At 67.6% G+C, this 26886-nt stretch carries 28 protein-coding genes and 1 tRNA gene; 18 read left to right on the top strand and 11 right to left on the bottom strand.

Translation table 11 applies throughout. From position 1 onward, the window contains the following. A partial coding sequence (locus AAC997_RS01185) for a hypothetical protein (protein WP_340643867.1) occupies positions 1-294 on the top strand: 294 nt, incomplete at its 5' end. 1 nt (position 295) lies between these two features. Further along, the gene (locus AAC997_RS01180; RefSeq protein ID WP_340643866.1) at positions 296-754 is read left to right on the top strand and encodes a GNAT family N-acetyltransferase; all 459 of its coding nucleotides are present in this window, start codon (positions 296-298) and stop codon (positions 752-754) included. Here the strand turns inward: AAC997_RS01180 and AAC997_RS01175 are convergent. Then, on the bottom strand, positions 751-1062 hold the full coding sequence (locus AAC997_RS01175; RefSeq protein WP_340643865.1) for a DUF6665 family protein: 312 nt from the start codon (positions 1060-1062) through the stop codon (positions 751-753). The genes AAC997_RS01180 and AAC997_RS01175 overlap by 4 nt on opposite strands. A 61-nt stretch (positions 1063-1123) precedes the next feature. After that, on the bottom strand, positions 1124-1726 hold the full coding sequence (locus AAC997_RS01170) for a TIGR00730 family Rossman fold protein (protein WP_340643864.1): 603 nt from the start codon (positions 1724-1726) through the stop codon (positions 1124-1126). Between the two features lie 100 nt (positions 1727-1826). Here AAC997_RS01170 and AAC997_RS01165 point away from each other — a divergent pair, with 100 nt between their 5' ends. From AAC997_RS01165 to AAC997_RS01150, 4 genes are all read left to right on the top strand, one after another. Beyond that, on the top strand, positions 1827-2594 hold the full coding sequence (locus AAC997_RS01165) for an Ig-like domain-containing protein (RefSeq protein ID WP_340643863.1): 768 nt from the start codon (positions 1827-1829) through the stop codon (positions 2592-2594). Positions 2595-2714: 120 nt separating this feature from the next. Further along, positions 2715-4472, top strand: a complete 1758-nt coding sequence (locus tag AAC997_RS01160) for an ABC transporter ATP-binding protein/permease (protein WP_340643868.1) — start codon at positions 2715-2717, stop codon at positions 4470-4472. Next, entirely contained in the window at positions 4473-4985 is a 513-nt protein-coding gene (locus AAC997_RS01155; RefSeq protein WP_340643862.1) for a GFA family protein, read from the top strand. Positions 4986-4996: 11 nt separating this feature from the next. Beyond that, complete coding sequence (locus tag AAC997_RS01150) at positions 4997-5449, top strand: GFA family protein (RefSeq protein ID WP_340643861.1); 453 nt, start codon at positions 4997-4999, stop codon at positions 5447-5449. 50 nt (positions 5450-5499) lie between these two features. On the opposite strand, the gene AAC997_RS01145 is transcribed toward AAC997_RS01150, so the two are convergent. Then, a complete protein-coding gene (locus tag AAC997_RS01145; RefSeq protein WP_340643860.1) occupies positions 5500-8742 on the bottom strand; it encodes an efflux RND transporter permease subunit in 3243 nt (1080 codons plus the stop codon). Between the two features lie 28 nt (positions 8743-8770). After that, positions 8771-9841 (bottom strand): efflux RND transporter periplasmic adaptor subunit, encoded by a 1071-nt coding sequence (locus AAC997_RS01140; protein ID WP_340643859.1) that lies wholly within the window; start codon positions 9839-9841, stop codon positions 8771-8773. 247 nt (positions 9842-10088) lie between these two features. On the opposite strand from AAC997_RS01140, the gene AAC997_RS01135 reads away from it, so the two are divergent. From AAC997_RS01135 to AAC997_RS01120, 4 genes are all read left to right on the top strand, one after another. After that, complete coding sequence (locus tag AAC997_RS01135) at positions 10089-10529, top strand: VOC family protein (protein ID WP_340643858.1); 441 nt, start codon at positions 10089-10091, stop codon at positions 10527-10529. A 77-nt stretch (positions 10530-10606) separates the two neighbouring features. Next, a complete protein-coding gene (locus AAC997_RS01130) occupies positions 10607-11434 on the top strand; it encodes an aldo/keto reductase (RefSeq protein ID WP_340643857.1) in 828 nt (275 codons plus the stop codon). A gap of 156 nt (positions 11435-11590) precedes the next feature. Further along, positions 11591-12967 (top strand): DUF6880 family protein, encoded by a 1377-nt coding sequence (locus AAC997_RS01125; RefSeq protein ID WP_340643856.1) that lies wholly within the window; start codon positions 11591-11593, stop codon positions 12965-12967. Positions 12968-13036: 69 nt separating this feature from the next. Then, positions 13037-13195, top strand: a complete 159-nt coding sequence (locus tag AAC997_RS01120; protein WP_340643855.1) for a hypothetical protein — start codon at positions 13037-13039, stop codon at positions 13193-13195. Here the strand turns inward: AAC997_RS01120 and AAC997_RS01115 are convergent. Beyond that, entirely contained in the window at positions 13192-14136 is a 945-nt protein-coding gene (locus AAC997_RS01115) for a hypothetical protein (protein ID WP_340643854.1), read from the bottom strand. The two genes, AAC997_RS01120 and AAC997_RS01115, sit on opposite strands and share 4 nt — an antisense overlap. A gap of 54 nt (positions 14137-14190) precedes the next feature. Next, positions 14191-15294: a DJ-1/PfpI family protein gene (locus tag AAC997_RS01110; RefSeq protein ID WP_340643853.1), complete on the bottom strand. Its 1104-nt coding sequence runs from the start codon at positions 15292-15294 to the stop codon at positions 14191-14193. Between the two features lie 229 nt (positions 15295-15523). Between AAC997_RS01110 and AAC997_RS01105 the strand changes: the two genes are divergently transcribed. Continuing rightward, positions 15524-16510, top strand: coding sequence for a helix-turn-helix domain-containing protein (locus tag AAC997_RS01105; RefSeq protein ID WP_340643852.1), 987 nt, complete (start codon positions 15524-15526; stop codon positions 16508-16510). Here the strand turns inward: AAC997_RS01105 and AAC997_RS01100 are convergent. The 4 genes from AAC997_RS01100 to AAC997_RS01085 form a co-directional block, all read right to left on the bottom strand. After that, entirely contained in the window at positions 16507-17247 is a 741-nt protein-coding gene (locus AAC997_RS01100) for a hypothetical protein (RefSeq protein WP_340643851.1), read from the bottom strand. The two genes, AAC997_RS01105 and AAC997_RS01100, sit on opposite strands and share 4 nt — an antisense overlap. A gap of 104 nt (positions 17248-17351) precedes the next feature. Further along, positions 17352-17427: transfer RNA gene (locus AAC997_RS01095), tRNA-Asn, on the bottom strand. A 64-nt stretch (positions 17428-17491) separates the two neighbouring features. Continuing rightward, complete coding sequence (locus AAC997_RS01090) at positions 17492-18532, bottom strand: hypothetical protein (RefSeq protein WP_340643850.1); 1041 nt, start codon at positions 18530-18532, stop codon at positions 17492-17494. Positions 18533-18711: 179 nt separating this feature from the next. Beyond that, positions 18712-19002 carry a hypothetical protein gene (locus AAC997_RS01085; RefSeq protein WP_340643849.1) on the bottom strand — a complete coding sequence of 97 codons (291 nt, stop codon included), beginning with the start codon at positions 19000-19002 and terminating at the stop codon, positions 18712-18714. A 133-nt stretch (positions 19003-19135) separates the two neighbouring features. On the opposite strand from AAC997_RS01085, the gene AAC997_RS01080 reads away from it, so the two are divergent. From AAC997_RS01080 to AAC997_RS01070, 3 genes are read left to right on the top strand one after another with little or no spacing between them, the layout of a single operon-like run. Beyond that, positions 19136-20533: a Mur ligase family protein gene (locus AAC997_RS01080; RefSeq protein ID WP_340643848.1), complete on the top strand. Its 1398-nt coding sequence runs from the start codon at positions 19136-19138 to the stop codon at positions 20531-20533. Between the two features lie 8 nt (positions 20534-20541). Beyond that, entirely contained in the window at positions 20542-21270 is a 729-nt protein-coding gene (locus AAC997_RS01075) for a hypothetical protein (RefSeq protein ID WP_340643847.1), read from the top strand. Beyond that, positions 21270-22142: a hypothetical protein gene (locus AAC997_RS01070; protein ID WP_340643846.1), complete on the top strand. Its 873-nt coding sequence runs from the start codon at positions 21270-21272 to the stop codon at positions 22140-22142. Before AAC997_RS01075 ends, AAC997_RS01070 begins: the two co-directional genes overlap by 1 nt. Here the strand turns inward: AAC997_RS01070 and AAC997_RS01065 are convergent. Then, positions 22139-23437, bottom strand: coding sequence for an acyl-CoA dehydrogenase family protein (locus AAC997_RS01065; RefSeq protein WP_340643845.1), 1299 nt, complete (start codon positions 23435-23437; stop codon positions 22139-22141). The two genes, AAC997_RS01070 and AAC997_RS01065, sit on opposite strands and share 4 nt — an antisense overlap. A gap of 117 nt (positions 23438-23554) precedes the next feature. Here AAC997_RS01065 and AAC997_RS01060 point away from each other — a divergent pair, with 117 nt between their 5' ends. The 4 genes from AAC997_RS01060 to AAC997_RS01045 all read left to right on the top strand — a co-directional run. Beyond that, entirely contained in the window at positions 23555-24541 is a 987-nt protein-coding gene (locus tag AAC997_RS01060; RefSeq protein WP_340643844.1) for a phosphotransferase family protein, read from the top strand. Next, complete coding sequence (locus tag AAC997_RS01055) at positions 24538-24891, top strand: DUF6285 domain-containing protein (protein WP_340643843.1); 354 nt, start codon at positions 24538-24540, stop codon at positions 24889-24891. Before AAC997_RS01060 ends, AAC997_RS01055 begins: the two co-directional genes overlap by 4 nt. After that, entirely contained in the window at positions 24888-26111 is a 1224-nt protein-coding gene (gene kynU / locus AAC997_RS01050) for a kynureninase (RefSeq protein WP_340643842.1), read from the top strand. The genes AAC997_RS01055 and kynU overlap by 4 nt, the downstream gene beginning before the upstream one ends. After that, positions 26108-26886: tryptophan 2,3-dioxygenase family protein (locus tag AAC997_RS01045; RefSeq protein WP_340643841.1), on the top strand; the 779-nt coding region annotated here is incomplete at its 3' end. The genes kynU and AAC997_RS01045, both read left to right, overlap by 4 nt.

Below are 26886 nucleotides of genomic sequence, written 5' to 3'. Positions count from 1 at the left end.
GGCATGGACGCGACCTTGCATTTTCCGCACCTGATCCTGGCCGACGAGCATCTGGTGATCTGGAAGGCGCCGGGGCAACTGTCACCTAGCTATTTCGACGACCTCGCGGCCACCGGTTGGGCGCGCAGCACCTATCACGACAAACAGGTGGTGCTGGCCGGCGACACCAAGGTCCACCTGCTGGTGGACTATTCCCGCGACCGGGCCGACGGCACGCAGATCAGCCGCCACCAGAACCTGTGGATCGTCACCCTCCAGGATGGTCGCTGGGGTCTGAAGCAGAGGTCCTATTGACATGAGCGAGATCGCCCTGCGGACCGCTGTGCCGGCCGACGCCGCCGCGATCCGCGACCTGACGCGGGCGGCCTACGCCAAGTGGGTTCCGCTGATCGGGCGTGAGCCCAAGCCGATGGAGGTCGACTATGAGGCGGCGGTGCAGGCCCACCGGTTCGACCTGCTCCATGTTGATGGTGTGCTGGTGGCGTTGATCGAGACCGTCGATGAGGGCGATCAGCTATTGATCGACAACGTGGCGGTGTCTCCCGATCATCAGGGGCAGGGCCTGGGCCGTCGGCTGCTCGCCCATGCTGAGAGCCTGGCGACGGACCTTGGTTATGGACGCATCCGGCTCGACACCAACAAGCGGTTCGAGGACAACGTCGCGCTATACCTTCGGCTGGGCTACCGGATCGATCGCGAGGCGCCGATCGTCGACGGGTTCGTGGTCCATATGAGCAAAAGGGTGACCGGTTAGCTGGCCCCTAGGCGCAAGAGAACCTCGCGGGGGATCTGATGGTGGGCGATGACGGGGCGCTGGTCGCGGAGGCCTAGCGACTCCCGCTGGACGAAGAACATCCAGGTGGCGCGGGCGGCGGCCTTCAGCAGGACGTCGCGAGGCTGGGTCTGGTCCTCGCCGGCGTCGTGGGCGCGCAGGGCGGCGAGGGCGGTTTCCATCTTACCGCCAATACGGCCCAGGGCGGCGGCGGCCTCGCCGGCCATCTCGTGCTGCAGGACGTCGAAGCCGCTGTCGCGCGCGGATGGCGCATTGCGCTTGCTGAACATGGGCGCTCCCATTGATCGGTCGTCAGAGGTTAGCCAATTCCCAGCGGGTTGCGCTAGTTCCTCAGGTCATCCGCAGGACGACGCTCTCCGGGATGGGTTCGGTCGGCCGCACGCCGCTGAGCGCCGGGATGATGTCCTCGACGCGATCGACGGAGATCCAGCTATCCATGAACTCCGGCGGCGTGAGCCTGGCGTCCACGGTGTGCTGCAGGAGCTTGTAGAGCGGCTCCCAGAAGCCGCTGGGGCTGTAGAAGACCACCGGCTTGGCGTGCAGGTCGAGCCGGCGCCACGACAACAGCTCGATGATCTCCTCCAGGGTGCCGATGCCGCCGGGCAGGACGATGAAGCTGTCGGAGCGGTCGAACATGATCTGCTTCCGCTCGTGCATGGAGGCGACGACGATGGTCTCCACCACGTCCAGCCGGCGCTCGCGAACCTTCAGGAAGTGGGGGATGACGCCCAGGACCTCGCCGCCGGCCTCGTGGGCCGCCACAGCGCAGGCGCCCATCAGCCCGACGCCGCCGCCGCCATAGATCAGCTTCAGCTTCGCCGCCGCCAGGTCACGGCCAAGCTGGGCCGCGTCGGCCAGCAGCTGGGGATCGGCGGCGTCGGATGAGCCGCAGAACACGCAGGCGCTCGAAAGGGGGGCGAGGTCTTGCCCCATGGGCGGTAAGCTCCGGAAAAGGACTCAAGCACGCTGCTGACAGTTTTCGGCGCGCGGATTGGATTAGCTAGGGTCTGGGTTAAGGAGTTTCAAGCAAGCCGTGATCCGCGTCCTGATTCCTATCGTCGCAGCGATGTTGCTGACCGCCTGCGGGGCGGAGGCGCCGCGCGTCCCGATCGCCCCCAAGAAGGAGCCCGCCGCCGAGACGGGCTACATCACCCCGCCGATGGTGACCCGCGTCGAAACCACGGCGACGGCCGTGATCCTGACCGGGTCGGCGCGCGCCGACGCCTCCATCCGATTGGCCAGCCCCGAGGGTGAAAGCCTCGCGGCGGCCGCCGACAGCAAGGGGGTCTGGCGGCTGACGGTCGCCCCCGCCCCCAAACCAAGGTTGTTTGGCCTGTCGACCACGCAGGGGGTCCGCACGATCCAGGCCCAGGGCTACCTGCTGCTGACGCCGCAGGGGCTGGCCTATCAGCTTCGCGCCGGCGCCGGGGCCATCCGCATCGGCCCGGTGGCGGCGCCGGCCATCACCGCCCTGGACTTCGACCGCGAGGGGGCGGCCATGGTGTCGGGCGTGGCCCCGGCCGGGACGGCCATCATGGTGCGCGCCGATGGACACCAGAGCGCCGATGGCCGGGCCGACGCGACCGGCCGCTTTTCCATCTCGCTTACCCAGCCGCTGACGCCGGGCGTCCACACCATCAAGATTTTCAACGACGGCGCCGAGAGCGCGGCCACCATCGACACGTCGCCCGCAGCCTCGCTGACCGAGGGACCGTTCCGAAGCACCGGCACGTCCGCAGGTCTGCGGGTGGACTGGATGACGCCTGGCGGCGGCGTTCAGTCGACCGTGATTATTGATTAGAACCAATTTGTTAGCCGGAGTTTCTTCAAGGTGACATTCATGCACGCCGGCGGTGACCGGCGGTTCGCGACCCCTGGGGCCGTGTCGCCTCCCACGGTGACATTCAGCTTCTGGGCCTCGATGGCCGACCTCTGGCGGCTGGTGATGCGCTCGGGGGCCAAGGGGCTGCGCTGGCGGTTGCCGGTGTCGCTGGTCATGGTGTTCATCGGCAAGCTGGCGGGCGTGACCGCGCCCGTCATGCTGGGGGACGCCATCAACACCCTGTCGCCGGCGGCTGGCTCGGTGGTGGCGGTGGGGGCCGACTTCGTGGCCCTGGCCCTGGCCTTCGCGGGGCTGCGGCTGATCTCGTCCTGCGCCCCCTATGTGCGGGACGCGATCTTCACCACGGTGTCGCAGTCCACCATGGCCAAGGCGGCGGTGGAGACCTTCGCCCACGCCCTGGCTCTGTCGCTGGACTTCCACCAGTCCAAGCAGACCGGAATGCTGGCCCGGATCATCGACCGCGGCGCGCGTTCCACCGACTTCCTGATCCGCAGCGTGGTGTTCAACCTGGGCCCCACGGCCGTCGAGCTGGTGATGGCCCTGGTGGTCATGGTCCTGCGGCTGGACTGGCGGTTCGCGGCGACGACCTTCGTGACCATCGTCATCTACACCGTGGTGACCTTCAAGATCACCGACTGGCGGCTCAGCCACAGGCGCGAGCTGAACGAGGCCGACAGCCGCTCGGCGGGCCTCTCGGTGGACGCGATGATGAACTACGAGACGGTCAAGACCTTCGGGTCGGAGACCCGCACGGTGACCCAGTATGAAGGCGCCATGGGCGCCTATGTGACGGCCTCGGTGAAGGCCAACACCTCGCTGTCGCTGCTGAACGGCGTGCAGTCGGTGATCCTGACCGCCGGCCTGGCCCTGATGACGGTGCTGGCGGGGGTGGAGGTCATGCAGGGCCGGATGCGGATCGGTGACGTCACCACCGCCATCCTGCTGCTGACCGGCATCTATCAGCCGCTGAACATGCTGGGCTTCAACTACCGCGAGATCCGCCAGGCTTTCATCGACATGGAGCAGATGGTCGGCCTGGCCGCGCTGAAGCCCGACATCGTCGATGCGCCGGAGGCCGGCGACCTGCCGCCGTCGGCGGTGCATGGGGCCGACGTCGCCTTCGAGGGCGTGACCTTCCAGCACGACGCCCGGTCCACGGGCCTGCGGGAGGTGAGCTTCCATGCGCCTCCGGGGACGACCACGGCGATCGTCGGGCCCTCGGGCGCCGGCAAGACCACGGCGGTGCGCCTGGCCCTGCGGCTGATCGATCCGCAGGCGGGCCGGGTGACCCTCGACGGCGTCGACCTGCGCCAGGTGCGCCAGTCGTCCCTGCGCCGGGCTGTGGCCCTGGTGCCGCAGGACGTCGCCCTGTTCAACGACACGGTCTACGCCAATATCGGCTTCGCCCGCCCCGACGCCACGCCCGAAGAGGTGCGCAAGGCCGCCGAGGACGCCGAGTTGGGCGCCTTCATCGACGGCCTGCCCAACGGCATGTCCACCATGGTGGGGGAGCGAGGCCTGAAGCTGTCGGGGGGCGAGCGCCAGCGGGTGGGGATCGCGCGCGCGCTGTTGGCCAACCCCCGGGTGCTGATCCTCGACGAGGCCACCAGCGCCCTGGACGGCCGCACCGAGGAGGCGATCCAGGCGACGCTGCGCAAGGTGCGGGCCGGGCGCACGACCCTGGTGGTGGCCCACCGGCTTTCCACCATCGTCGACGCCGACCAGATCGTGGTGCTGCGGCGGGGGAAGATCGTGGAGCGCGGGACCCACTCCGAATTGCTTGAGAAGGCCGGGGAGTATGCGGCGCTCTGGCGGCGGCAGACGCGGGAGCACTAGGTGCGCAAGCCCGCCAACGCACCCAAGCCCAAGGCCTCCGCCATGCAGTCGGAGGGGCGGTGCGTGTGCGGGGCCGTGCGCCTGGAGATCGATGTTCCGGCGGTCTGGGCCTGGCATGACCATTCGCCGGCCAGCCGCCACGCCCAGGGGGCCGCCTACGCCACCTATGTGGGCAGCTGGCGCAGCCGGTTCCGCATCCTGGCCGGCGAGGAACACATCAGCCGCTACGAGGACGCCGAGCTGAAGACGGCGCGCAGCTTCTGCGCCCGCTGCGGCACGCCGCTGTTCTATGAGCGGGCGCGCTCGCCGAAGATGGTCAACATCCCCCGCGCCCTGTTCGCCGAACGCACCGGCCGCGAACCTCGCTACCACGGGGGCGTGGCGCAGATGGCCGACTGGACCTGGCGCGGCGAGGCCATGGCCCCGCTGAAGGGCTATCCGGGGGTGATGTTCGTGCGGCCTCGCAAGGCGGCCAAGCGCAAGCCGCCGGAAGACAGCCTGTTTGAACCTTAGAGGAGCGTCTGATGACTCAACCCGACCTGCCCTGGGAGGGCGGATGCCGCTGCGGACAGGTGCGTTTCAAGGTGAGCGCCGCGCCGATCCTGACCATGGCCTGCCACTGTGTCGGCTGTCAGAAGATGACGGCCAGCGCGTTCTCGCTCAGCGCGGCGATCCCCAGCGCCGGCTTCGAGGTGACGGCGGGCGAACCCGTGATCGGCGGCCTGCACGGCGCTGACGTGCATCACTATTTCTGCCCGCACTGCATGAGCTGGCTGTTCACCCGGGCCGAGGGCATGGACTGGTTCGTCAATGTGCGGACGCCGATGCTGGACGACGTGGACCTGCCGCCGTTCCTGGAGACCTGCACCGCTGAGAAGCTGTCGTGGGTGACCACGCCGGCGGAGCACAGCTTCCCGGGCTTCCCGCCGATGGAGACCTATCAGGAGCTGACCAAGGCGTATCTGGAGCGGGGGTAGCTTTCCTCCCCCGTGAAGCGAAGCAAAAACGGGGGAGGAAAACGCGAGGGTTACTCCGCGGCCTTCGGCACGTCGCCGTCGTCACCGAACACAATCCGGCGGTCGCGGGGCGGCTTCTTGCCGAAGCGCGGGCCCAGGGTGTGGTCCCAGGCCCAGCCGAAGCGGCGCGCCATGACCTTGGGCGCGGCCAGCAGGACCGGCGTCAGGATCAGGGTCAGCAGGGTGGCGAAGGTCAGGCCCCAGACGACGGCGCCCGAGAGCTGCACCCACCATTCCGACCCCGGCGCCTTGTACTCGATATGGCCGCTGTGGAAGTTCGGGTGGATCTGGAACATCAGGGGCAGCAGGCCGACAACGGTCACCAGGGTGGTGAGCATCACCGGGCGGAACCGCTGGGTGGCGGCGCGCACGGCGGCGTCGTCGGCCTCGTAACCGGAGCGCCGCAACTGGTAATAGGTGTCCACCAGCACGATGTTGTGGCCCACCACGACGCCTGCCAGGGCCACGACGCCAGTGCCCAGCATGATCACCGAGATGTAGTCGAAGGTGTGCAGCAGGTTGATCTGCACCCCCAGCAGCACGCCGACCGTGGACAGCGCCACTGCCGACAGGGTCACCAGCACGCCATAGAAGCTGTTGAACTGCCACAGCAGGATGATGCCCATCATGAACAGCGAGGCCGACATGGCGGTCATGAAGAAGACCGCGGCCTTCTGACCTTCCTCGTCGGCGCCGGTGAACTTCCAGCGGACCGAGCTATCGATCGGCGCCTTTTCGAGCCAGGTCTTGAGTTGCTCGATCTTTTGGTTGGCGGCGACCCCCTCGGGCGTGTTGGCCTGGATCAGCACCAGGCGCTGGGCGTCGCGACGCTGGATGTTGGTCACCTGCTGGGCGGGCACGCGCTTGACGAAGTAGCTGGCCGGGATGGCCCCCTGGGCGGTGGGGATCTTCATGTTCTCGAAGGCCGCCACGTTGCGCCCCTCGGGCGTGAAGCGCACCCGGATGTCCAACTCGTCCTCGGCGTCGTCGGGGCGGAATCGGCCCACCAGCACCCCGCCGGTGGTGTACTGAATCGCCTGGCCGACGCTCAGCACATCGACGCCGTAGCGTCCGGCGGCTTCACGGTCGACGGTGAGGTTCCACTCGATCCCCGGCGAGGTCCGGTTGTCCTCCAGCTCGATCAGTTGGCGATCGGTGGCGAGCTTGGCCTTGATCATGTCGGCGGTCTTGTTCAGCTCGACGGGGTTGTTGCCGCGCAGCTCGACCTGGATGTCCTTGCCGGTGGGCGGGCCGCCCTGGGGCTCGCGCACCTCGATCTGCATGCCGGGGATATCCTTGACCCGGCTGCGGATCTCGTTGGCGATGTCCTTGCCGCGCAGACCCAGCGCCTTGCGGTCCTCGTACTCGGAGAAGTCCAGGGAGATGCGGCCGATGGTGTCGTTGGGCGGGCCGTTCGGACCCCCGCCGCCTGTGGCGCCGGAGCGCACATAGACCGAGCTGACGCCCTTGATGCCGGTCACCCGGCGCTCCACCTGGGCCACCAGGACGTCCTGGGCCTCGGGCGACATGTTGCCCCGCGCCTTGACGAAGACGTTCACGAACTCCGGGTCCTGGTCGAGGAAGAACTCGGTGCGGTGCGGCGTGTTGGCGAACCACATGAAGATGCCGACGATGATCGCCAGCGTCGCCGCCAACACCCGGAAGGGGTGCTGGCCCAGATAGCTGATGTTGCGGGCGTACCAGCCCATGAAGCCGGTCATCTCGCGCGGGTCGCCCCGCTCGGACTTCTCGATCTCGGCCAGGTGCTCGGCGTCCACAGCGGCCTTGCGGGCGACGATGGAGCCCAGGGCGGGCGTGAAGATCAGGGCCACGAAGATCGAGGCGCCCAGCACGAAGAACAGGGTCAGCGGCAGGAAGCTCATGAACTTGCCGGGGATCGAGTTCCAGAACATGAACGGCAGGAAGGCGCACAGGGTGGTGAGCGTGCCGTTCAGCACCGGCCAGAACATGCGCTTGCCGGCGGCGGCGAAGGCCTCGCCCTTGGCCATGCCCTCGGCCATCTTCCGGTCGGCGTATTCCACCACCACGATGCCGCCGTCCACCAGGATGCCGACCGCCAGCACCAGGCCGAACATCACCATCTGATTGAGCGTGACGTTCATGGCGTTGAGCATCAGGAAGGCCAGCATGAAACAGGCTGGGATCGCCAGGCCCACCATCAGGCCCTGACGGATTCCGAGGCTGGCGACGATGATCATCATCACCAGCAGGGTGGCCGACATCAGGCCGCTTTCCAGCACGATGAGGGTGCGGCCGATGAAGTCGCTTTCGTCGAAGATGTAGGAGACCTTGACCGTCTCGGGCCAGCGCTTCTGCTCCTCGGCCACCACGGCCCGGACCTTCTTCACCGTCTCCAGGACGTTGGCGCCGGACCGCTTGGACACGTCGAGGGAATAGGCCGCCTGGCCGTTGAAGCGGCTGATGAAGGCGGCTTCCTTGAAGGTGCGGCGGACGTCGCCGATGTCGCCGATGGTGATCAGCCGGTCGCCGTTCTTCTTGATCGGCAGGGAAAGGATGTCGGCGGGCTCTTCCACCACGCCCGGCACCTTGACCGCGAACTTGCCTGCGCCCGAGCGCAGGTCGCCGGCCGGGACCAGCTGGTTGTTGCGGGCGATGACCTGGGAGATTTCGCCGGTGGTGACGTTGTAGGCCTCCATCCGGACGGGATCGATAGTGACCTCCAGGAACTCCTCACGGCCGCCGCTGAGGCTGGCCTCGAGCACGCCGGGCGAGGCTTCCAGGCGGTCCTGCAGGTCGCGGGCGATGCGCACCAGTTCGCGCTCGGGCGCGGCGCCTGACAGCACGATGCCGATGACGGGGTCGCCGGAGAAGTTGGCTTCCTCGATGATCGGTTCTTCGGCGTCCGGCGGGAACCTGCCGCGCGCCAGGTCGACCTTGGCCCGGACGTCCTCCATGACCTTGTCTTTGTTGAAGTCGGCCTCGAACTCGAGGTTGACGATCGCCATGCCCTGGCGGGCGACGGCGTTCATCTGCTTGATGCCTTCAAGACTTTGGAGCTCGGTCTCCATGGGCTTGACCAGGAGCCGCTCGGCGTCTTCGGGGCTGACACCCGGGTAGGGCACCACGACCGACACGAACGGGATGGTGATGTCGGGATTGGATTCCCGAGGCATGGCGATATAGGCCAGGAATCCGAAAATGCTGGCGATCAAGGTGACGCCCAGCACGACCTTGCGCCGTTTAATCGCGCCGTCGATCAAGGGTCCGATCATCGTCTTTTGTCTCCAGGGGCGCCGGCGCTTAGCGCGCCGCGGCGACCCGAACCTTCTGACCTTCGGCCACATAGGACTGGCCGACGGTGATGATGCGAACCGGACCCGCCAGGCCCGCCACCCAGACGCCGTCGGCGTTTTCCTCGATCACCGTGACCGGGGCGAAGGCCACCTGGTTGGTGGGCAGGACATAGCGCACGCCCTGGCGGCCCGCGGCGTCCAGCACGAGGGACGACACCGGCACCTGGTGGGCCGGGCCGGAGCCCGCGGAGATCTTGACGGTGGCCGAGAGGCCCGAGCGGACGCTCATGCTCGGGTTCGCGACGGCGACCTCCACATGATAGGTGCGGGTCTGCGGGTCGGCGTCGCGCGAAACATAGCGGACCCGGCCGCTCAGAGTCTGGCCCGACAGCAGAACGGCGGACGCGGGGGCGCCGACGCGCAACTTGCCGGCCTCGCTCTCGGGCAGGTCGCCGACGATCAGAAGCGGGTTCAGTTCGATCATGGTGCCGCAGGACTGGCCCGGCGACAGGTAGGTCCCCACCTCAGCCTCGCGCTTGTCGAAGACGCCGGAGAAGGGCGCGCGGATGTTCATTTGCTGGACGCCGATCTCGGCCTGGCGGACCAGGGCCTGGGCGTTGTCGAGGTTGGCCTGGTCCTGCAGAACCTGGGTCTGCGATCGGAAGCCCTTCTTGGCCAGTTCCAACGAGGCCTGCTGGCTGAGCTGACGTGAGCGCAGGTTGGCCTTGGCCTGGTCCAGGCTGGCCTGACGCGCGTCGACGTTCAGGCGGCAGAGGATCGCGCCCTTGGCGACAAAGCTGCCTTCGGTGGCGGGGGTGGAGGCGACGGTCCCGGCGGACTCAGACTTCACCACCACGGTGCGGGCGGATTCCGTGCGGCCGCGAATGACCACCTCGTAGCCATGCTGGCTCTCGGGCGCGAGGACAACCTGAACGGAGGGCAGGGCCTGAGCGGCCGCAGGCTTGGCCTCGGCGACCTGTTTCCTCTCGCCACCACCGAAGATCGTGCCGATGATGAAATAGAGCGCGACGACGAGCCCAATGCCGACCGCAACCAGGTAAGATGATTTTACGCGCATACAGCCATTTCCCCGAGCGCAGCAGTCGTTTGGCGACCGCGCATGAATCGGTCGCTCACCCCAGTCCTATGCAGATAGGTTGCAGCGGCTTTTGATGCCACCGTTCTGCCAGCGCAAATGAAATCGCGGACAGGATGTTGCATGGCCGCATATTGTGCCCGTGAGGACGCAGGATCGCGGCACAACCGTGCCCGCCGCTGCTGCTGAGCTCTGCTATCTACCTTCGATTGAATTAGAGAGCCATTCTATGAAGTACCTCCATACCATGGTCCGCGTGGCCGACCTCGACGCCTCCTTGGCCTTCTATTGCGACAAGCTCGGTCTGAAGGAGATCAGTCGTGTGGAAAACAAGGGTGGCCGGTTCACCCTGGTCTTCCTGTGCGCGCCCGGTGACGAGGACCTGGCCAGGAGCGATCGGGCGCCCACCGTCGAACTGACCTACAATTGGGATTCCGAGGCCTATCAGGGCGGCCGCAATTTCGGTCACCTGGCCTATGCGGTGGATGACATCTACGAAACCTGCGCCCGGTTGCAGGCGGGCGGTGTGACCATCAACCGGCCGCCGCGCGACGGCCACATGGCCTTCGTTCGTTCCCCGGACGGCATTTCCGTCGAACTGCTGCAGGCGGGCCCTTCCAAGGCGCCGGCCGAGCCCTGGGTCTCGATGCCCAACGTCGGCGCCTGGTGACCACGGAATAAAGCTCGGGAAAGGCCTTGGTCTCCGCGCGTGGCGGCCTATGTCTGTCGCCACGCCGAGGAGCTCCCATGACCGCCCAGACCTTCCTGAAGCTCAATGACGGGCGCCCCATGCCCCAGGTCGGCCTGGGGGTCTGGCAGAGCCCGGCCGACACCACCGCCGCCACCGTGGCCACGGCGCTGGACGCCGGCTATCTCGCCATCGACACCGCGTCGGCCTATCGCAACGAGCCGGGGGTGGGGGAGGGTGTGAAGCACTCAGGCGTCGCCCGCGACACGCTGTTCATCACCACCAAGCTGTGGAACGAGAACCAGGGCTTTGACGCGGCCCTGGCGGCCTTCGACAAGAGCCTGCAGCGGCTGGGCATGGACTATGTCGACCTTTACCTGATCCACTGGCCGGCCCCGACCCAGGATCTCTATCTCGAGAGCTGGAAAGCTCTGGTGCGCCTCCAGGCGGAGGGCCGGGCCAAGTCCATCGGCGTCTCCAACTTCGCCGTTCCCCACCTGGAGCGGATCATCGGGGAGACCGGCGTGACGCCGGCCGCCAACCAGATCGAACTGCATCCCCGCTGGCAGCAGGCGGAGCTGCGGGCCTTCCATGCGCAGAAGGGGATCGTCACCACCTCCTGGAGTCCGCTGGGTCAGGGCAAGCTTCTGGAGGACCCGGTGATCGCCGGCATCGCCGCGAAACACGGCAAGACCCCGGCCCAGGTGATCATCCGCTGGCACCTCGACCTTGGCCTGACCGTGATCCCCAAGTCGGTGACGCCTGCGCGGATCGTGTCGAATCTCGACGTCTTCGGCTTCAGTCTCGACGCCTCCGATCTGGCGGCCATCGAGGGTTTGAACGCCGCTGACGGTCGCATTGGCCCTGACCCCGCCAAGTTCGGCTAGGCCTGGGCTTCAAGCTGATGGCGCCATACTCGGGTGAGCGCCTGATCCATGGATTTTGGTCTCCGGGAGCTTGAGCGGCCGAGTCGGCGTATCAGGCCTTGATCCGGCGCTCAGCGTTGCAGGCTGGATGCGGATGGGCCGCAAACGGAGTTTGGCTTGAAGCGTCCCGGATCGCGCAAGACCGTCACGGCCGCCAACCTGGCTGACCTGGGCGCCGAGCGGCTGGCCGAGATCCTGGTGGAGGTGGCCGAGGCCCAGCCCACCATCAAACGCCGCCTGCGCATGGAACTTGCGGGCGAGGTCGGCCCCGAGGACCTGGCCACCGAGATCGGCAAGCGACTGGCCGCCATCGAGACCCGCCGCTCGCGCGTCCACTGGCGCAAGTACAAGGAGTTCGTCCGCGACCTGTCGCTGCAGCGGGCGATGATCACCGGCAAGATGGCCGCCCAGAAGCCGGCCCTGGCGTTGGAGTTTCTCTGGCGCTTCCTGGACATGGCCGAGGGCGTGCTGCGTCTGACCAAGGATGAGAAGGGCGAGGTGGAGGCGGTGTTCCTGGGCGCCGTCGAGGACCTGGGGCCGATCGCCGTCGCCGCCAAGGGGTCGACGACGGCCTTGGCCGACCGGGCTTTCCAGGCGCTGGAGACCGACGAGGACGAGATCTTCGTGCGGCTGGTGGAGATTCTGCTGCCGGCGCTCGACGCCGAAGGGATCGCCCGGCTGCGCCATCTGCTGGAGACCGCCATCGCCAGGCGGGGCCGGCCCAAGCCCGCGCTTCGCGCCGCCGTCCAAGCGCTGGCGGACGCCCAGGGCGACGTCGACGGCTTCATCGCCACCATCACCGCCAGCGAAGCGCTGCAGCCCTGGACCGGGGCCCAGATCGCCAGCCGCCTGACCGCCGCCGGCCGCGCGCCCGAGGCCCTGGCGGCCCTGAAGCGCTCGGCGCCGCCAGCCTTCGCCGATGTGGCTCGGTCGCAGGCCCGCGTTGTGGCCTCGGCGCCCAGCCTGAAGGCCTGGGAAGACGCCTATCTCGACGCCCTGGAGGCCGACGGCCAGGCCGAGGCCGCCCAGGCCGTGCGCTGGACCGCCTTCGAGCAGCGGCTCTCGGCCGAGCGGCTACGGGCCTATCTCAAGCGGCTGCCCGACTTTGACGACGTGGTGGCCGAGGACAGGGCGATGGCGTTTGTGGCCACGTTCAAGAGTTTCCCCGCGGCCCTGCGCTTCCTCCTGGCCTGGCCGGCGTTGAGCCAGGCCGCCGCCCTGGTCCTGGCCCGCAGCGAGGAGATCGACGGCGACGACTATGACGGGCTGGAGGCCGCGGCCCTGGCCCTGGAGGGACGCTATCCCCTGGCCGCGACCCTGCTTTATCGGGCGATGGTCGGCCGAACCCTGAGGTTCAATCGCCGCGACCGCTTCGCTGACGCCGAGCGCTGGATCGAAGAGCTGGCGGCCCTGGCCCCTCAGATCGCGGAGTTCGGCGAGTTTGAATCCCATTCCGACTTCGTGGGCCGCTTGGGACACCATCCACAGGCCTGAGGTCGCACGCCCGGCAAACGTTCGGATCGGGCCTTGCCGCGGACGGGTTCGTGGCGCAGAGACGCGCGCATGGCGATGCAGAAACGACGGATTGATCGCGCTCAGCGGTTTCGGGCGCGGCGAGTCTGGTGGGAGCGCCACGGCGCCTTCGCGCGCGGACTGCTCACCGGCGCCCTCCTGACCTTGCTGGCCGTTTGGCTCACGAAGATCGCGATGGCGACGTTTTAGGAGCCTTTGCGCCGCGCCAGTCGTCGGCGCTTCCGCTGTTCGGCCAATGGGCCGAGGATTTCCAGCACCTTGGGATAGGGGCCGGGGCTCTTGGACATCCCGTTCGGCACGTGATGGACCTCCAGGAACCCTATGTTTTCGGGAGCCGGCCGATAGATCGGCAGCCTGCCGGCCATCGGAATCTGGGTGCTCTCCATCGGGTCAACGCCTTGGGAGACCAAGGAGGGCGGCGGCGCCTGGAAGTCCGGCATGGTCATCCACGACCGCAGCTGCGCGTCGGTGATCACATAGCATCCCGACATGGGGTTGGTGCTCTTGGCGAAGCGGACCGTTCCGTCGAAGTTCGGGAGGGTCAGGCTGTCGGGCCCCGGGCGGTCAGGCGTTCGGTGCCGGGGGAAGACGGGCGCGTCCAGATAGGCGCGCCAGGCTCCGTCCCTGACCCCCATGATCTCGAACCGATTGGGCAGCAAAATCTTGTCGTCGCCGAAGGCCGCGTGGAAGGCGGCGAACTTCTGGAAGAAGGCCGGATCGAGGATCGCGGTGTCATCCTCGATGAAGCAATAGAGGTCGTATTCGCCGGCCCGTTCGGCGAACACTCTTCGGCAGTGGTAGCCGAGCTCCCTCGGCGGGCCATCCCACAGCACATGCTCGACGAAGTTTTCGTAGGAGACCTCGGCCAGGAGGTTCTCGCCCGCCTGGGAGACGACGACGACATCGCCGCTCGCGGCCTTGGGCAACAGGCGGACCTCCTCGGAGGCCACCTGGCCGGGTGATCCCATCTGGAACTGGGTCTCTTCCAGGATCGCCACCACCTGGCGCAGGCAGTAGCTGAACCTTGCGGCGCGTTCGGCGGGCGAATCGATGTTGGAGCCGTTGTTGAACTCCGTCTTCGCCGAGTTCCGGCGGAAGAAGTGCGGAATGCAAACCAGAACTCGAATCACGCCCACGTCTCTCCGGCTGCGGCCCAAGCGACAGTTTAGGCGCCGCGGCTGTGGTTAGCGAGGCGGGTTGTACTCCAACCCCAGCATCGCCAGCCGCGCGGATTTCGCCCCGTAACGCTTGTCTATGGCCGCCAGGCTTCCAGCAATCTCGGCGGCCGGCGCCGGGGAGATCGGCAGGACATAGCGGCCGGTCTTCGGCTCGGTGTCGGGCAGGATGTCCAGACCGCGGCGGGAGCGCACGGCGGCCAGACCAGGCCGCGTCGTCACCACCTTGGTGCGATAGGTGCGTGACCAGGTGTCGGTGCGCAGGGCCAGGGCCACCTCATCGGTTCCATTTGTGATGGGCGCCTCGACGGTCTCGTGCGCCCAGAAGGCGGCCAGGGACGCGATGCCGTGACGGTAGTCGGCGGCGGTGACCCGGAAGTCGGCGGTGCGATGCGCTGCGCCCCATTCCCGGACGCCGATGCGAGCGGCCGTCGCCTGGGCGGCGGGGCGGCCGGCGATCGCCTCCACCAGGGCCAGGGAGGCCGGGATGGAGGCCGCGACCCCCGTGGTGGAGATGACCCGGCCGTCCTGCACATAGCGGCGGTCGCGGACCCAGGTGGTGTCGGGATAGGCCTTGGCCAGGCTTTTCAGCGCCGACCAGTGGGTGGTGGCTCTGCGGTCGTGCAACAGGCCGGCGTTGGCCAGCACTCGGGCGCCCTCGCAGATGGAGACGATGGTGGCGCCCTTCGCGGCCTGGGCGCGCAGCCAGGCGGCAAGGGCGGGGCTCTTGGGCTTCATCTGGGCCGGCACGATGACGATATCGGCGCCCGCCGGTTCGGCCCTGTCGAATTGTGCGGTGGTCAAGTCGGCCAGGACCCTCAGGCTTGGCATCAACTGGATGGCGCCAGCGCCTGTGCCGACGCTGCGGACGTCCGCCACGCCGGACTCCTTGAGCACGCCGTAGGGGATTGCGAAGTCGGTGGTCTCGGCCCCGGCGTTGTCGGCGAGGACCACCACCAGGGGCCTGACCCGACCCGCCTTGGGGGCGGGAAGGGTCAGGCCGTCCGGCGCGATGAGCGCGACGCTCGGCCCCGCCGCCGCGAAGGGTGCGGCCGGGTGCAGGAAGGCCAGGGTCGCGGCGGTGGCCGCCGCGGCGAGGACGAGCGTGCGCATCGGGCTTTAACGGCTTTCGGTGGAGGCCGGCGCGGAGGCCTGGCTGGGGGCGTTGCAAGCGCAGCTTTCGCCACAGGCGCAGGAGGGACCGCAGGCGCAGGGCTGGCAGGTGCAGTTGTCGTTGGAGCAGGGGTTGGTCATGGGGGGTGTCCTTCATCGGGTGGTTGATGCGGAGACCCTAGGCGTCGAAAGTGCTGGCGAAAATGTCATTAGTATCGCAAATTACGCCATGACCTCGATCCATCCGCTTCCCCGAACCATTGCTCTCATTGGCTACGACGGCGCCCAGTCCCTCGACCTCGTCGGACCTCTCGAGGTGTTCTCCATGGCCAATCGATATGCGGATTTCCCCGCCTACGATGTGCGGTTGACCTCGCTGGAGGGCGGGGAAATCACCTGCAACTCCGGCCTGAGACTGGCCGGCGTCACCCGGGTCTCTGATCTGCCGGCGGACCTGGATACGGTCCTGGTGGCGGGCGGCGACGAGGCCGGCCTGCTCTCCATGCGAGGGAGCGGCCTGGTGGAGTGGTTGCAGTCGCGCCGCGCTGCGGTCCGCCGGATCGGCAGCGTCTGTTCCGGCGCCTTCGTCCTGGCTGAGGCCGGGTTGCTGGACGGCCGCCGGGCCACCACCCACTGGCAGGCCTGCGACGAGATGCGGGTGTTCCGGCCGCAGGTGCGGCTGGAGCCCGACGCCATCTTCGTGGCCGATCCCCCGTTCTACACCTCGGCCGGGGTCACCGCGGGCATCGACCTGTGTCTGGCCTTCGTCGAGGCCGATCTCGGCGCGGACGTCGCCTTGGCCGTGGCGCGCAATCTTGTGCTGTTCATGCGCCGGCCCGGCGGTCAGACTCAGTTCAGCGCGGGGTTGGGGGTCCAGGCCGCCGCCACGCCGCGCTTGCGGACTCTGATCGCCGAGATCACCGCCGAGCCGACGGGCGATCTCAGCCTGCCCGAACTGGCGCGGCGTTGTGGCATGACGGAGCGAACCTTCTCGCGGGTCTTTCAGAGGGAGACCGGGACCACGCCGGCCGCCTTCGTCGAGCTCGCCCGGGTCGATCGGGCAAAAGCCCTGCTTGAGACCTCGGACTGGCCCCTGGCGCGGGTCGGAGAACGCTCAGGATTCGGCAGCCTGGACGGTCTGCACCGCGCCTTCCAGAAGCGTGTGGGGATCACGCCGGGCGAGTATCGCCAGCGGTTCGGACGAGCGGCGGCCTAACGCTTCGGGCGCAGGGTGGCCGCGGCCATCAGGGTCAGCAGCAGGGCGGCGCCGGCGGCCAGCCAGGCGGCGATGGGCTTGTCGACCTGTTGGGCGACATAGACCCCCATCAGGCCCCAGACTATGGGCGCCAGGTACAGACGCGACCGCAGCCTCCATCCGATAAAGCCCCCAACCAGCAGGACCGCCGCGATCCCGATCACCGCCCACGACAGGTCCGGGCCGATGAGCCCCTGGGCGGTCAGGACCGTCAGGATGTTGACGGCCGAGGCGATTGTCAGCCAGCCGGCCAGCAGGGACAGGGGCCAGACGATCAGCAGCTTGTCGCGGAAGGCCGGGGAAGGGGCGTCTGCCCGGGCGCGGCTGAGGCCCGCCACCATGCCCGCCGCCGAAATGACGATGATCGCGACGCTCAGCCAATGCTGATTGAAGGCCGAGGCGAGAATCCAGGCGCCGCAGCCGGTGATGGCCACCACGGAGGGCCAGGCGACGGCGCGCAAGGTGGGCGTCTCGCGGGCCGCGGTGAGTTGATAGAGCGCGTAGGCGGCCAGGCCGAGATAGATCAGTCCCCAGATCGAGAAGGCGTAGCCGGCGACCCGCAAGGTCTGGTCACCCTGGCCTGAGAACTCTGCCGCCGACAGTCCGATGTGCTGGCTCATCTGGATCGCCGGGACGGCGATGGCGACGACGACGGCCAGCAGTACAGCCAGGCTTCGTCCCAGGGGTCTTGCGCTCATGTCATGGCTCCGCTTGAGCCCAGGAAAAACCGGCGCGCGGCGGCGGTTCCGTTGAAACCTGACAATATGGGATGCGGTGGGACCGCGAAGGTCCGGAATTCCAATGGCTCCCCGAGCAGGACTCGAACCTGCGACAAGTCGGTTAACAGCCGACTGCTCTACCAACTGAGCTATCGAGGATCACCGTTGGAGGCGGGCGTATACGATGGCCCGCGCGTCGGTGCAAGTCGGTCTGAGACCTCTTTTAGTACCCCGCAGCTTTGCCGTTGGGCTTCCCGTCGATGATCTGATCCAGGTACTCGCTGAGGCCGTAGCCTACGAGATCGCCGCAGCGGTATTGCGTCATGCCTTCGGTGATGCGGGTCTGCAACTCCTGGCCTTCGGGCGTGGTGCGGCGGTTGCGCAGGGGGATCAGGGACAGCACCTTGCCGGTGACCTCATAGGCCTTGCCTCCATGAGTCTTCACCGTGGCGCGCAGGGCGGTCTGGTAGCCGCGCTCGTCCCAGTCTGAGTCGATCACACACTCGGAGATCAGGTCATAGGCGCCGTCCGCAAACACCATGCCGCCCTGGCGCGCGCCGCCCTTGCCGTCGCCGATCACCGACAGCATCATCCCGAAATCGCGACCGAAGTTCATCGGGCACCAGCGATACCAGTCGATGGCCTGCCAGTGGCGCGGACCCCAGGACTTGTCGCGCAGGCCGTAGCCTTCGATCTCGAACCGCTCATCACCGATGGTGAAGACGCCCTTGGCCGCGCAGTGCTGTTCGTAGTGCGCCTTGGCGAACGATTTCTCGGGATCGATCTCGATGGCGACCCCGTCCTCGCGCACGGTCTCGCCGCCGTACATGGGCGAAACGCCCTCGTAGTCGAGGGTGATGGTGCAGGGCAGGGACGGATTGTCGCGGAAGGCCTTTTTGGGGTCCGCCATCTCGTGGGGACGCTCCAGAATCAGCGCCTTGCCCGAATAGGTCACCTTCAGGCGCCTGAAGGGCTCGATCACCTCGACCTTGAGTCCGCCGGCGCTCATCTCCGAATTGTCGGCGATGGTGGGCCTGGCGAACATGAAACCCACCCGCCCGTCAGGCAGGTAGAGGCAGATGGTCATCTCGGCATAGTGCTCGTTGGCGCGGTTGCCGATGCGGAACCAGCCGCCGGTCCTGGTCTTCGGGTCGAAGACATTGAAGTACATGGATTCGTTGTAGTTCTTCACGTCACCCGGATCGTGGGTGAATTCGTCCTGGGGTTCCAGACGGGTCTTGAAGCCGGTCGGGGCCTTGGCCATGGCGCATCCTCCAAACGCGAATTTTCCAGGAGCCTGCGCGCCTTGACGCCGGGGCCGCCAAGCCAGTCCGGCGCGGCGCCAAAAAAAAGAGCCCGGCCGAAGCCGGGCTGTGAAGTGGTGATGGTGGGGTGTCTTCAAGGAAGACCACCAGAGACTCGGCCCTTATGGTTAATCAGGTCTTAATCGGCTCCCGGCGAGAGCGTCTCCATGACGTGCGGATAGTACTGGCGATCCCAATGGTCGGGTCGGAACAGCACCTTGGCGTTTAGCAGCACCTCGTCGCCCTCATGGTAAGGGCGAGCTGCGAGTTGGACCTCCGTCGCATCGGCGATGTCGGGGTCGTCGTAGTAATCCAAATGGAAGTGGTCCGAGCGTTCGCTCAGCCTCTGCAACTCTTTGACGAGAAGGTCGCGGCCTGCCTCATTGACCAGCATCTCGAACGTGCCGTCAGGTCGTAGGCAGATTGTCACGCGCGGCTTCACTGGACGCCTCCCTCAATTGTCGCCGCAGTCTCGCCGCGAACTCGGACCTCCACAATAGAGCGCCCTCGACGGCGGGGCGGGGCCTCGGCTAACTCAGGGCTGGGTCTGAGGCGGAATCGCGATGCGTATTCATTTCACGGGCATAGCCGGGGCGGGCATGAGCGCGGTGGCGCTGATGATGCGCGACGCGGGCCACGAGGTCTCCGGCTCCGACGAGGATGTGTTCCCGCCGATGTCCACCTATGTGGCCGGGCTGGGTTTCCCGGTGACCTACCGCTTCGACGCCGCCAACCTGCCTGACCGTCTCGATGTCCTGGTGCTGGGGACCAGCGCAAAGCTGGGGGGCGACGACAATGTGGAGGTGGCCGCCGCCCGCGCGCGCGGCGCGCGCATCACCACCTTCGCCGAACTGGTGGGGGAGCAGACGGCGCACCGCGAGAACATCGTCGTCGCCGGGTCCTTCGGGAAGTCCACCTGCACGGCGTTGATGGCTCACATCCTGCGTCAGGCCGGTCGCGACACCGGCTGGATGATCGGCGCTATCTCGCCCTCCCTGCCGGCCACCGGCCACTGGGGGACGCGCCACGAGATCGTGCTGGAGGGCGACGAGTACATCGTCGGCAACGGCGACAACCGGTCCAAGTTCGACCTCTACCATCCGCGCCACCTGCTGCTGACCTCGTTGATCCATGACCACGTCAACGTCTTCCCGACCTTCCACGACTATGAGGCGCCGTTCATCCGGCTGATGGGTGACCTGCCCAAGGGCGGGCTGATGGTGGCCCGCGACCATTCGGCGATCCGCAAGATCGCGCCGGAAACCCAAGCCCATGTGGTCTGGTATGACACCAGCCCCTGCGACGGCTGGTTCAGCGAGGACGTGGCCTATGGCGAGACCACCGGCTTCAAGCTGGTGGCGCCGGACGGGGAGCGTATCCCGCTCAGCACCACCCTGTTGGGTGCTCACAACATCGAGAACATTGTCGGCGTCGGGGCCTTCCTGCTGGAGCGTCACCTGGTGAGCAAGGGCGACCTGGCCACGGGCCTGGCCAGCTTCGATGGTATCCGCCGCCGGCTGGACCGCCTGACCAAGACCTCCAAGGTTCCGCTGATCGAGGGCTTCGGCTCGTCCTACGAAAAGGCCCGCTCGGCCATCGACGCCCTGCAGCTGCACTATCCGGAACGGCCGCTGATCGTGGTGTTCGAACCTCACACCTTCTCCTGGCGCAGCAAGGACGCGCTGGCCTGGTACGATACGGTGTTCCAGGGCGTGTCCCGCGTGCTGCTGATCCCGCCGCCGGGGCACGGGGCGCAGACGCACCACCAGTCCACCCACGCCGAAATCCTGGAGCGGGTCTACGCCGCCGGAGTCAGTGTCGAGGGGCCGACCAGCGCCGAGGCGGTGACGGCGCAGTTGTCCCACCTGAAGGGGGACGAGATCGTGCTGCTGCTGTCCTCGGGGCCGCTGCTCGGCCTACCCGACAGCCTGCCGGCGGTGATGGACCGCCTCTACGGATGAGGACCGCCATGCGCCTGCCGATGATCGTCCTGGCCGCCGCTCTTGGCCTGGCCGCGTGCCAGAAGCCCGCGCCTGTCCTGCCCGCGACCCCGGCGGCGCCGCCCTTGACCGAGGCGCAGGCCAACGCCGCCCGCGAGACGCTGATGGCGCACGAAGGCGAGTGGGATTGCACCGCGCCCGCTCTGTTCGACCACAACAGCCGCCGCCTGCTGGTGGAGGGCCCGGAGGCCTTCGTGGTCTCCCCGGCCGGCTTCCCTGGCCCGGCGGTGGTGGGCGGCGCGACGGGCGCGACGGTGTTCCGCAAGTCCGGCTCGGGCTGGGCCGGTTATATGATTGACCCGATCTCCGAAGTGGCGGCCGTGCGCTATGGCCCGGCGGGCCTCTATCTGATCACCAAGGTGACCCGCGAAGGCGGCGGGCCGCTGGGGATCGCCCTGCTGCCCAACGGCGGCGGCGGCCTGACCTGCGTGGGCCTGGCCTCGCCCGAGAGCCTGAACGCCCCGGCCGAACATCCGGAGTTCTTCAGCCTGTCCCTCGACAGGGCCGGCAAGGGATCGCTGGTCGCCAAGGCCGACCGGGAGGATCTTCCGGTCGCCTGGTTCCGCTATGACACCACCGACGCTGGCGCCACCTGGACCGACGCCAAGGCGATCTCCGGGCCGGAGGGGACCGATCTGCCGGCCCCTGATCAGACCAAGGTCCCGGCCCCCCTTGCGCGCGAAATCGCCGGGGCCTGATGTTCTTCCTGGAATCCCCCGCCGACGAGGTGGCGCCGGTCTATAGGCAGGCCCTCGTCACCGTCCTGGTGGGGGAGACCTATGTCGAGACGTGGCGGATCATGTGCCAGGCCAATTGGCAGGCCTACGCCGGCCGGCACGGCTTTGATCTGATCGTCATCGCCCACCGGCCCGACATGTCCGAGCGCGGGCAGGGCCGGTCGCCGGCCTGGCAGAAGCTGCTGGTGCTGGATCAGCCCTGGTCGGCCGCCTATGAGCGCATCGTCTGGGTCGACGCCGACATCGTGATCTCCAGCCACGCGCCGAACATCCTGGCCCTGGTCCCTGACCCCGCGCGGATCGGCGCCTCGCTCTCCGGGGCGCAGTTCTCCGACGCCGAGAAGCACATCTATTTCGAGCGCCTGCACCAGGTGGTGGTGGAGCCGCAATTGGCCGACCTCGCGTGGCAGTTCACCGAGGACAACGGCTTCTCGGAATCCGAGATCGAGCGCGAGGGCGCCCAGATGCTGAATACCGGGGTGCTGGTGATGAGCCCGGAGCATCACAACACCCTGCTCAAGGAGATCTACGCTTCGGACTCCGCCTCACGCCTCTATGAGCAACCGGCCCTGTCGCATGAGATCGCTCGCCGCGACCTGCTGACCGCGATCACGCCGCGCTTCAACTGGGTGATCCACGAGCGCCGCATCCTGGATTTTGCGGACATCCAGACTATCGACCACCCGGACATGCCGCGGTTGATCGCTCACCTGCGCAACGAGCTCTCCAAGGCCTATTTTCTGCACTTCGCCGGCAGCATGAACATCATGCAGCATCTCGCCCGCCTCAGCCAGGAGACGGGCGCGCCGTGGTCGATCAAGCCTGAGACCTAGAGTCCGGCCTCGGCATAGACCTTCTTTTTCGGCCCCATGAAGCCAAACAGGAAGGCGGCGACCTTGCGGATCTGGATTTCCTCGGCGCCCTCGGTGATCCGGTAGCGTCGGTGGTGGCGGTAGATGTGCTCGAAGGGTTTGTGCCGGGAATAGCCGATGCCGCCGTGCACCTGCATGGCGCGGTCGGCGGCCTCGCAAACCAGTCGGTTGGCCCAGTAGTTACACATCGAGACCTTGTCTGAGATCTGCCGCTCGATCTCCTTGTGCTCCATGTGGTCCATGTCCCAGGCGGTCTTGCGGATCAGCCAGCGCAGCATCTCGCACTGGGTGGAGAGCTCAACCAGGGGCCACTGGATGGCCTGGTTTTCGGCCAGCGGCTTGCCGAAGGGCTTGCGGGCGCGGGCGTATTTCACGCTCTCCTCGATGCAGTAGACCGCCGCGCCGAGGGATGAGGCGGCCTGCCGGATGCGGTTCTGGTGCACGAAGCTCTGGCCCAGGCCCAGGCCGCGGTCGACCTGGCCCCAGTAGCTGTCCTCCGGAATCCAGACGTCGGTGAAGCTGACGCGGGGGTGGTCGGTGGGCATGTTGAAGGTCCAGAGGTACTCCTCGATCTTCACGCCGGGGGTGTCGGCGGGCACGATGAAGCAGGTGATGCCGGTGGCGTCGCCGTCCTTGCCGCTGGTCCGGGCGAAGACCATGACGTGGGTGGCCACGTGCATGCCCGTCGTCCACATCTTTTCGCCCTGGATCAGCCAGCCGGGCTGGCCGTCCTTGTCCTGGCGCACGGCGGTGGTGTCCATCCAGGTGGCGTCCGATCCATGCTCGGGCTCGGTGAGGCCAAAGCCCGTGCGCATCTTGCCGGCCAGCAGGTTCGCCCCGTCGCGCTCGTACTGGGCGTTGGTGGCGAACTCCTTGAACATCAGGATGAAGGGGTTGTTGCCGACGATGGAGTGCTCGTTCTGCAGGTCGTTGTGCAAACCCAGGCCCTTGGCGGCCAGGTGCTCGCGGATCACCGCCATGTCGAGATTGGAGCCGCCCTTGCCGCCGAGCTCCTGGGGCCAGGCGTAGCGCAGGTGCCCAGCCTCGTCGGCCAGCTTGCGGGCCTGGCCGAGCAGCTCTTCCCATTCCTTCTTGGGCAGGCCGCCGGCGTCCCAGTCTGTGCGCTCGTATTCGCGGCGGTGGTCGAAGTAGCGCATGTTGTCGTCGCGCTGCTCCAGAGGCTTGATCTTGGCCTCGATGAAGCTGTCCAGCTCCGCCAGATAGGCGACGAGTTCGGGGGGCAGGTTGAAGTCCATGGCGTTTCCCTTCGGCCTGTTTTTGGAACCGGGTGGCCGATCACTTTGACGATTTACAAGCCGACCCTGAGGGCCGCAGATCGTCAAGTCTGAGTCAGCTTGAGGTTCCGCCACGTCATGGAAGTCGATATCGTACAAGCGCTTGGACGACTTGCGCCGACCCTTGGCGGGACAGGCGTCGAGGCCGCCCAACGCCTGTCGGGCGGGGCGAGCATGGAGACCTGGGCCTTCACCCTGACGGGGGCGGGCGCGCCGCAAGAGATGATCCTGCGCCGGCGTTCGGGGCCGTTCGACGAGGAGACCGCGCGGTCGACTTCGCTGGCCACCGAGGCCGCCCTGATCTCCGCCGCCGCCAAGGTCGGCGCCCCGGTCGCGCCGCTGATCCGGCTGTGCGAACCGGACGATGGCCTGGGCGAGGCCCACATCACCGCCCGCATCGGCGGCGAGGCCCTGGGCCGCAAGATCGTCACTGATCCGAGGTTCGAGGCCGTCCGTCCGAGGCTCGCCCGCCAGTGCGGCGAGATCCTGGCCCAGATCCATTCGGCCTCGCCGCAGGGCATCCCGCTGAAGCGCTCCGACGCCGCCGAGGAACTGGACCGCTACGAGCAGGTCTACCGCCAGTCCGGCGCCCAGAGGCCGATCCTGGAGCTGGCCTTTCAGCACCTGAAGAAGCACACCCCGGCGCCCGTCGCTGATGTGATGCTGCACGGCGACTTCCGAAATGGGAACCTGATGATCAGCCCTGAGGCCGGTGTCGCCGCCGTGCTGGACTGGGAGCTTTCCCACCTGGGGGACCCGGCCGAGGACCTGGGCTGGCTGTGCGTCAATTCCTGGCGCTTCGGGCGCAGCGACAAGCCGGTGGGCGGGTTCGGCGACTATGCCGATCTGCTGGCGGGCTACGCGCAGGCAGGCGGCGTTCCTGTGGACCTCAGCCGAGTCCGCTACTGGCAGGCCCTGGGGTCGCTGAAGTGGGGCGTTATGTGCCTGATGATGTATTCCAGCTATGCCGCCGGAACCGAGAGTTCGGTGGAGCGGCCGATGATCGGCCGCCGGGTCTCGGAGACCGAGATCGATCTCGCCAACCTGCTGGAGGCCGGCCTGTGATCACCCATCCGCGCACCGAGGAACTGGTGGAGGCCGTGGCCCGCTGGATCGACGCCATCCGTCCGGAGCTGAAGCCGCGCGACGCCTTCCTGGCCCGGGTGGCGGTCAATGTGCTGGGGGTCGTGCAGCGCGAGCTGACCCTGGGTCCCGCCGCCGAGGCCGACGCCGTTGAGCGGATGGCCGGGTTGCTTGGTCATGGCGGCGGCTATGCCGAGTTGACCGCCGAACTTTGCGCCAAGCTGCAGGCCGGAGAGCTGGACGCCGAGACGCCGGGCCTGCTGGCCGCGCTGCGCGCCAACGCCCAGGACCAGGTGGCTATAGACCAGCCCAACTATTCGTCGGCCCGATGACCCGCGACGAGGCCATCGCGCTCGACCGCGCCGATCCCCTGGCCGCGCGCCGCGACCTGTTCGAGTTGGAAGACGCGCTGATCTATCTGGACGGCAATTCCCTGGGCGCCCTGCCCAAGGCGGTGAAGGGTCGGCTGGCCGAGGCCGTCGAAGCCGAGTGGGGGCGCGGGCTGATCCGCTCCTGGAACAGCGCCGGCTGGATTGACCTGCCCAGCCGGGTGGGGGCGAAGATCGCGGGCCTGATCGGCGCCGCGCCCGACGAGGTGATCGCGGCGGACTCCACCTCGGTGAACATCTTCAAGCTGGCGGCAGGCGCCATGGCGATGCGGCCGGGGCGCAAGGTCATCGTCAGTGAGCCGGGCAACTTCCCCACCGACCTCTACATCCTGCAGGGCCTGGCGCAATTCCTGCCCGGGGTGGACCTGCGGCTGGTGGAGCCGGGGGGCCTGCCCGACGCCCTGGACGACAGCGTCGCCCTGCTGCTGCTGACCCACGTGCATTATAAAACAGGGGCCACGCACGACATGACGGCCCTGACCACCTGGGCCCACGAGGTCGGCGCCCTGGCCCTGTGGGACCTGAGCCATAGCGCCGGGGCGCTCGAGGTGGACCTGAACGGGGCGGGAGCCGACCTCGCCGTCGGCTGCGGCTACAAGTACCTGAACGGCGGCCCCGGAGCGCCGGCCTTCGCCTTCGTGGCCCGGCGGCATCATGCGGCTTTCCAGAGCCCGCTCACGGGCTGGATGGGGCATGCCCAGCCCTTCGCCTTCCGCGACGACTACGCGCCGGGGCTGGGGATGCTGCGAACCCTGTGTGGCACGCCCTCGGTCCTGGGGCTCACGGCTCTGGACGCGGCGCTCAGCGCCTTCGACGGGGTGGAGATGGCGGTCCTCCGCGCCAAGTCCCGCGCCCTGGGCGACCTGTTCCTCGACTTGGTCGAGGCCCGCTGCCCGGGCTTCGGCGTCGCCTGTCCCGGCGACTCCGCCAGGCGCGGCAGCCAGGTCTCTCTGACCCACCCGAACGGCTACCCCATCGTCCAGGCCCTGATCGCCCGGGGCGTGGTGGGGGACTTCCGGGCGCCCGACGTGCTGCGGTTCGGCATCGCACCGCTCTATGTGCGATATGTCGATGTCTGGGACGCGGTCGAGCACCTCTGTCAGGTGATGGCGCGCGAGGAATGGCGGGAGGACCGCTTCAACCAGGTGGCGGCGGTGACATGAGCGAGATCCACACCCGGCCCGACATCAGCTATGCCGACTACCTGGCGCTGGATCAGATTCTCAGCGCCCAGCGGCCGCGGTCGGACGAGCATGATGAGCTGCTGTTCATCGTCATTCACCAGGCCTCGGAGCTATGGCTGAAGCTGTCGATCCACGAGCTGGCGGCCGCGCGGGCTCAGATCGCCGGGGACGACCTGGGGCCAGCCTTCAAGATGATCAGTCGGGTCAGCCGCATCCAGGGCCAATTGATCCAGTCCTGGGACGTCCTGGCCACCATGACCCCCAGCGAATACCACGCCATCCGCCCGCACCTGGGCCAGAGCTCCGGCTTCCAGTCGCACCAGTACCGGATGCTGGAGTTCCTGATGGGGGCCAAGGACGCTTCCATGTTGATTGTCCATGAGGGCGCCCCGGCCCACGCCGACCTGGCCGCCGCGCTCGCCGCCCCCAGCCTCTATGACGAGTGCGTGAGGCTGCTGAAACGGCGCGGCTTCGATGTGCCGGCCGAGCGGGATTGGTCGGAAGTCCACGTCGCCGACCCGGCCATCGTGGCGGCCTGGGCCGTGGTCTACCGCGACCCCGAACAGTACTGGGACCTCTACGAGCTGGCCGAGAAGCTGGTGGACCTGGAATTCCGCTTCCAGCAATGGCGCTTCGCCCATCTGAAGACCGTGGAACGCATCATCGGCTTCAAGCAGGGCACCGGCGGCTCGTCCGGCGCCAGCTACCTGGCCAAGGCCCTCGACGGCTCGTTCTTCCCGGAGCTGTTCCAGGT

This window comes from Phenylobacterium sp. (genome assembly GCF_037968635.1).
Taxonomy (GTDB): Bacteria; Pseudomonadota; Alphaproteobacteria; order Caulobacterales; family Caulobacteraceae; genus Phenylobacterium.
Note: the sequence above shows the minus strand (reverse complement) of the source record. Positions and strands in the feature narration are given on the sequence as shown.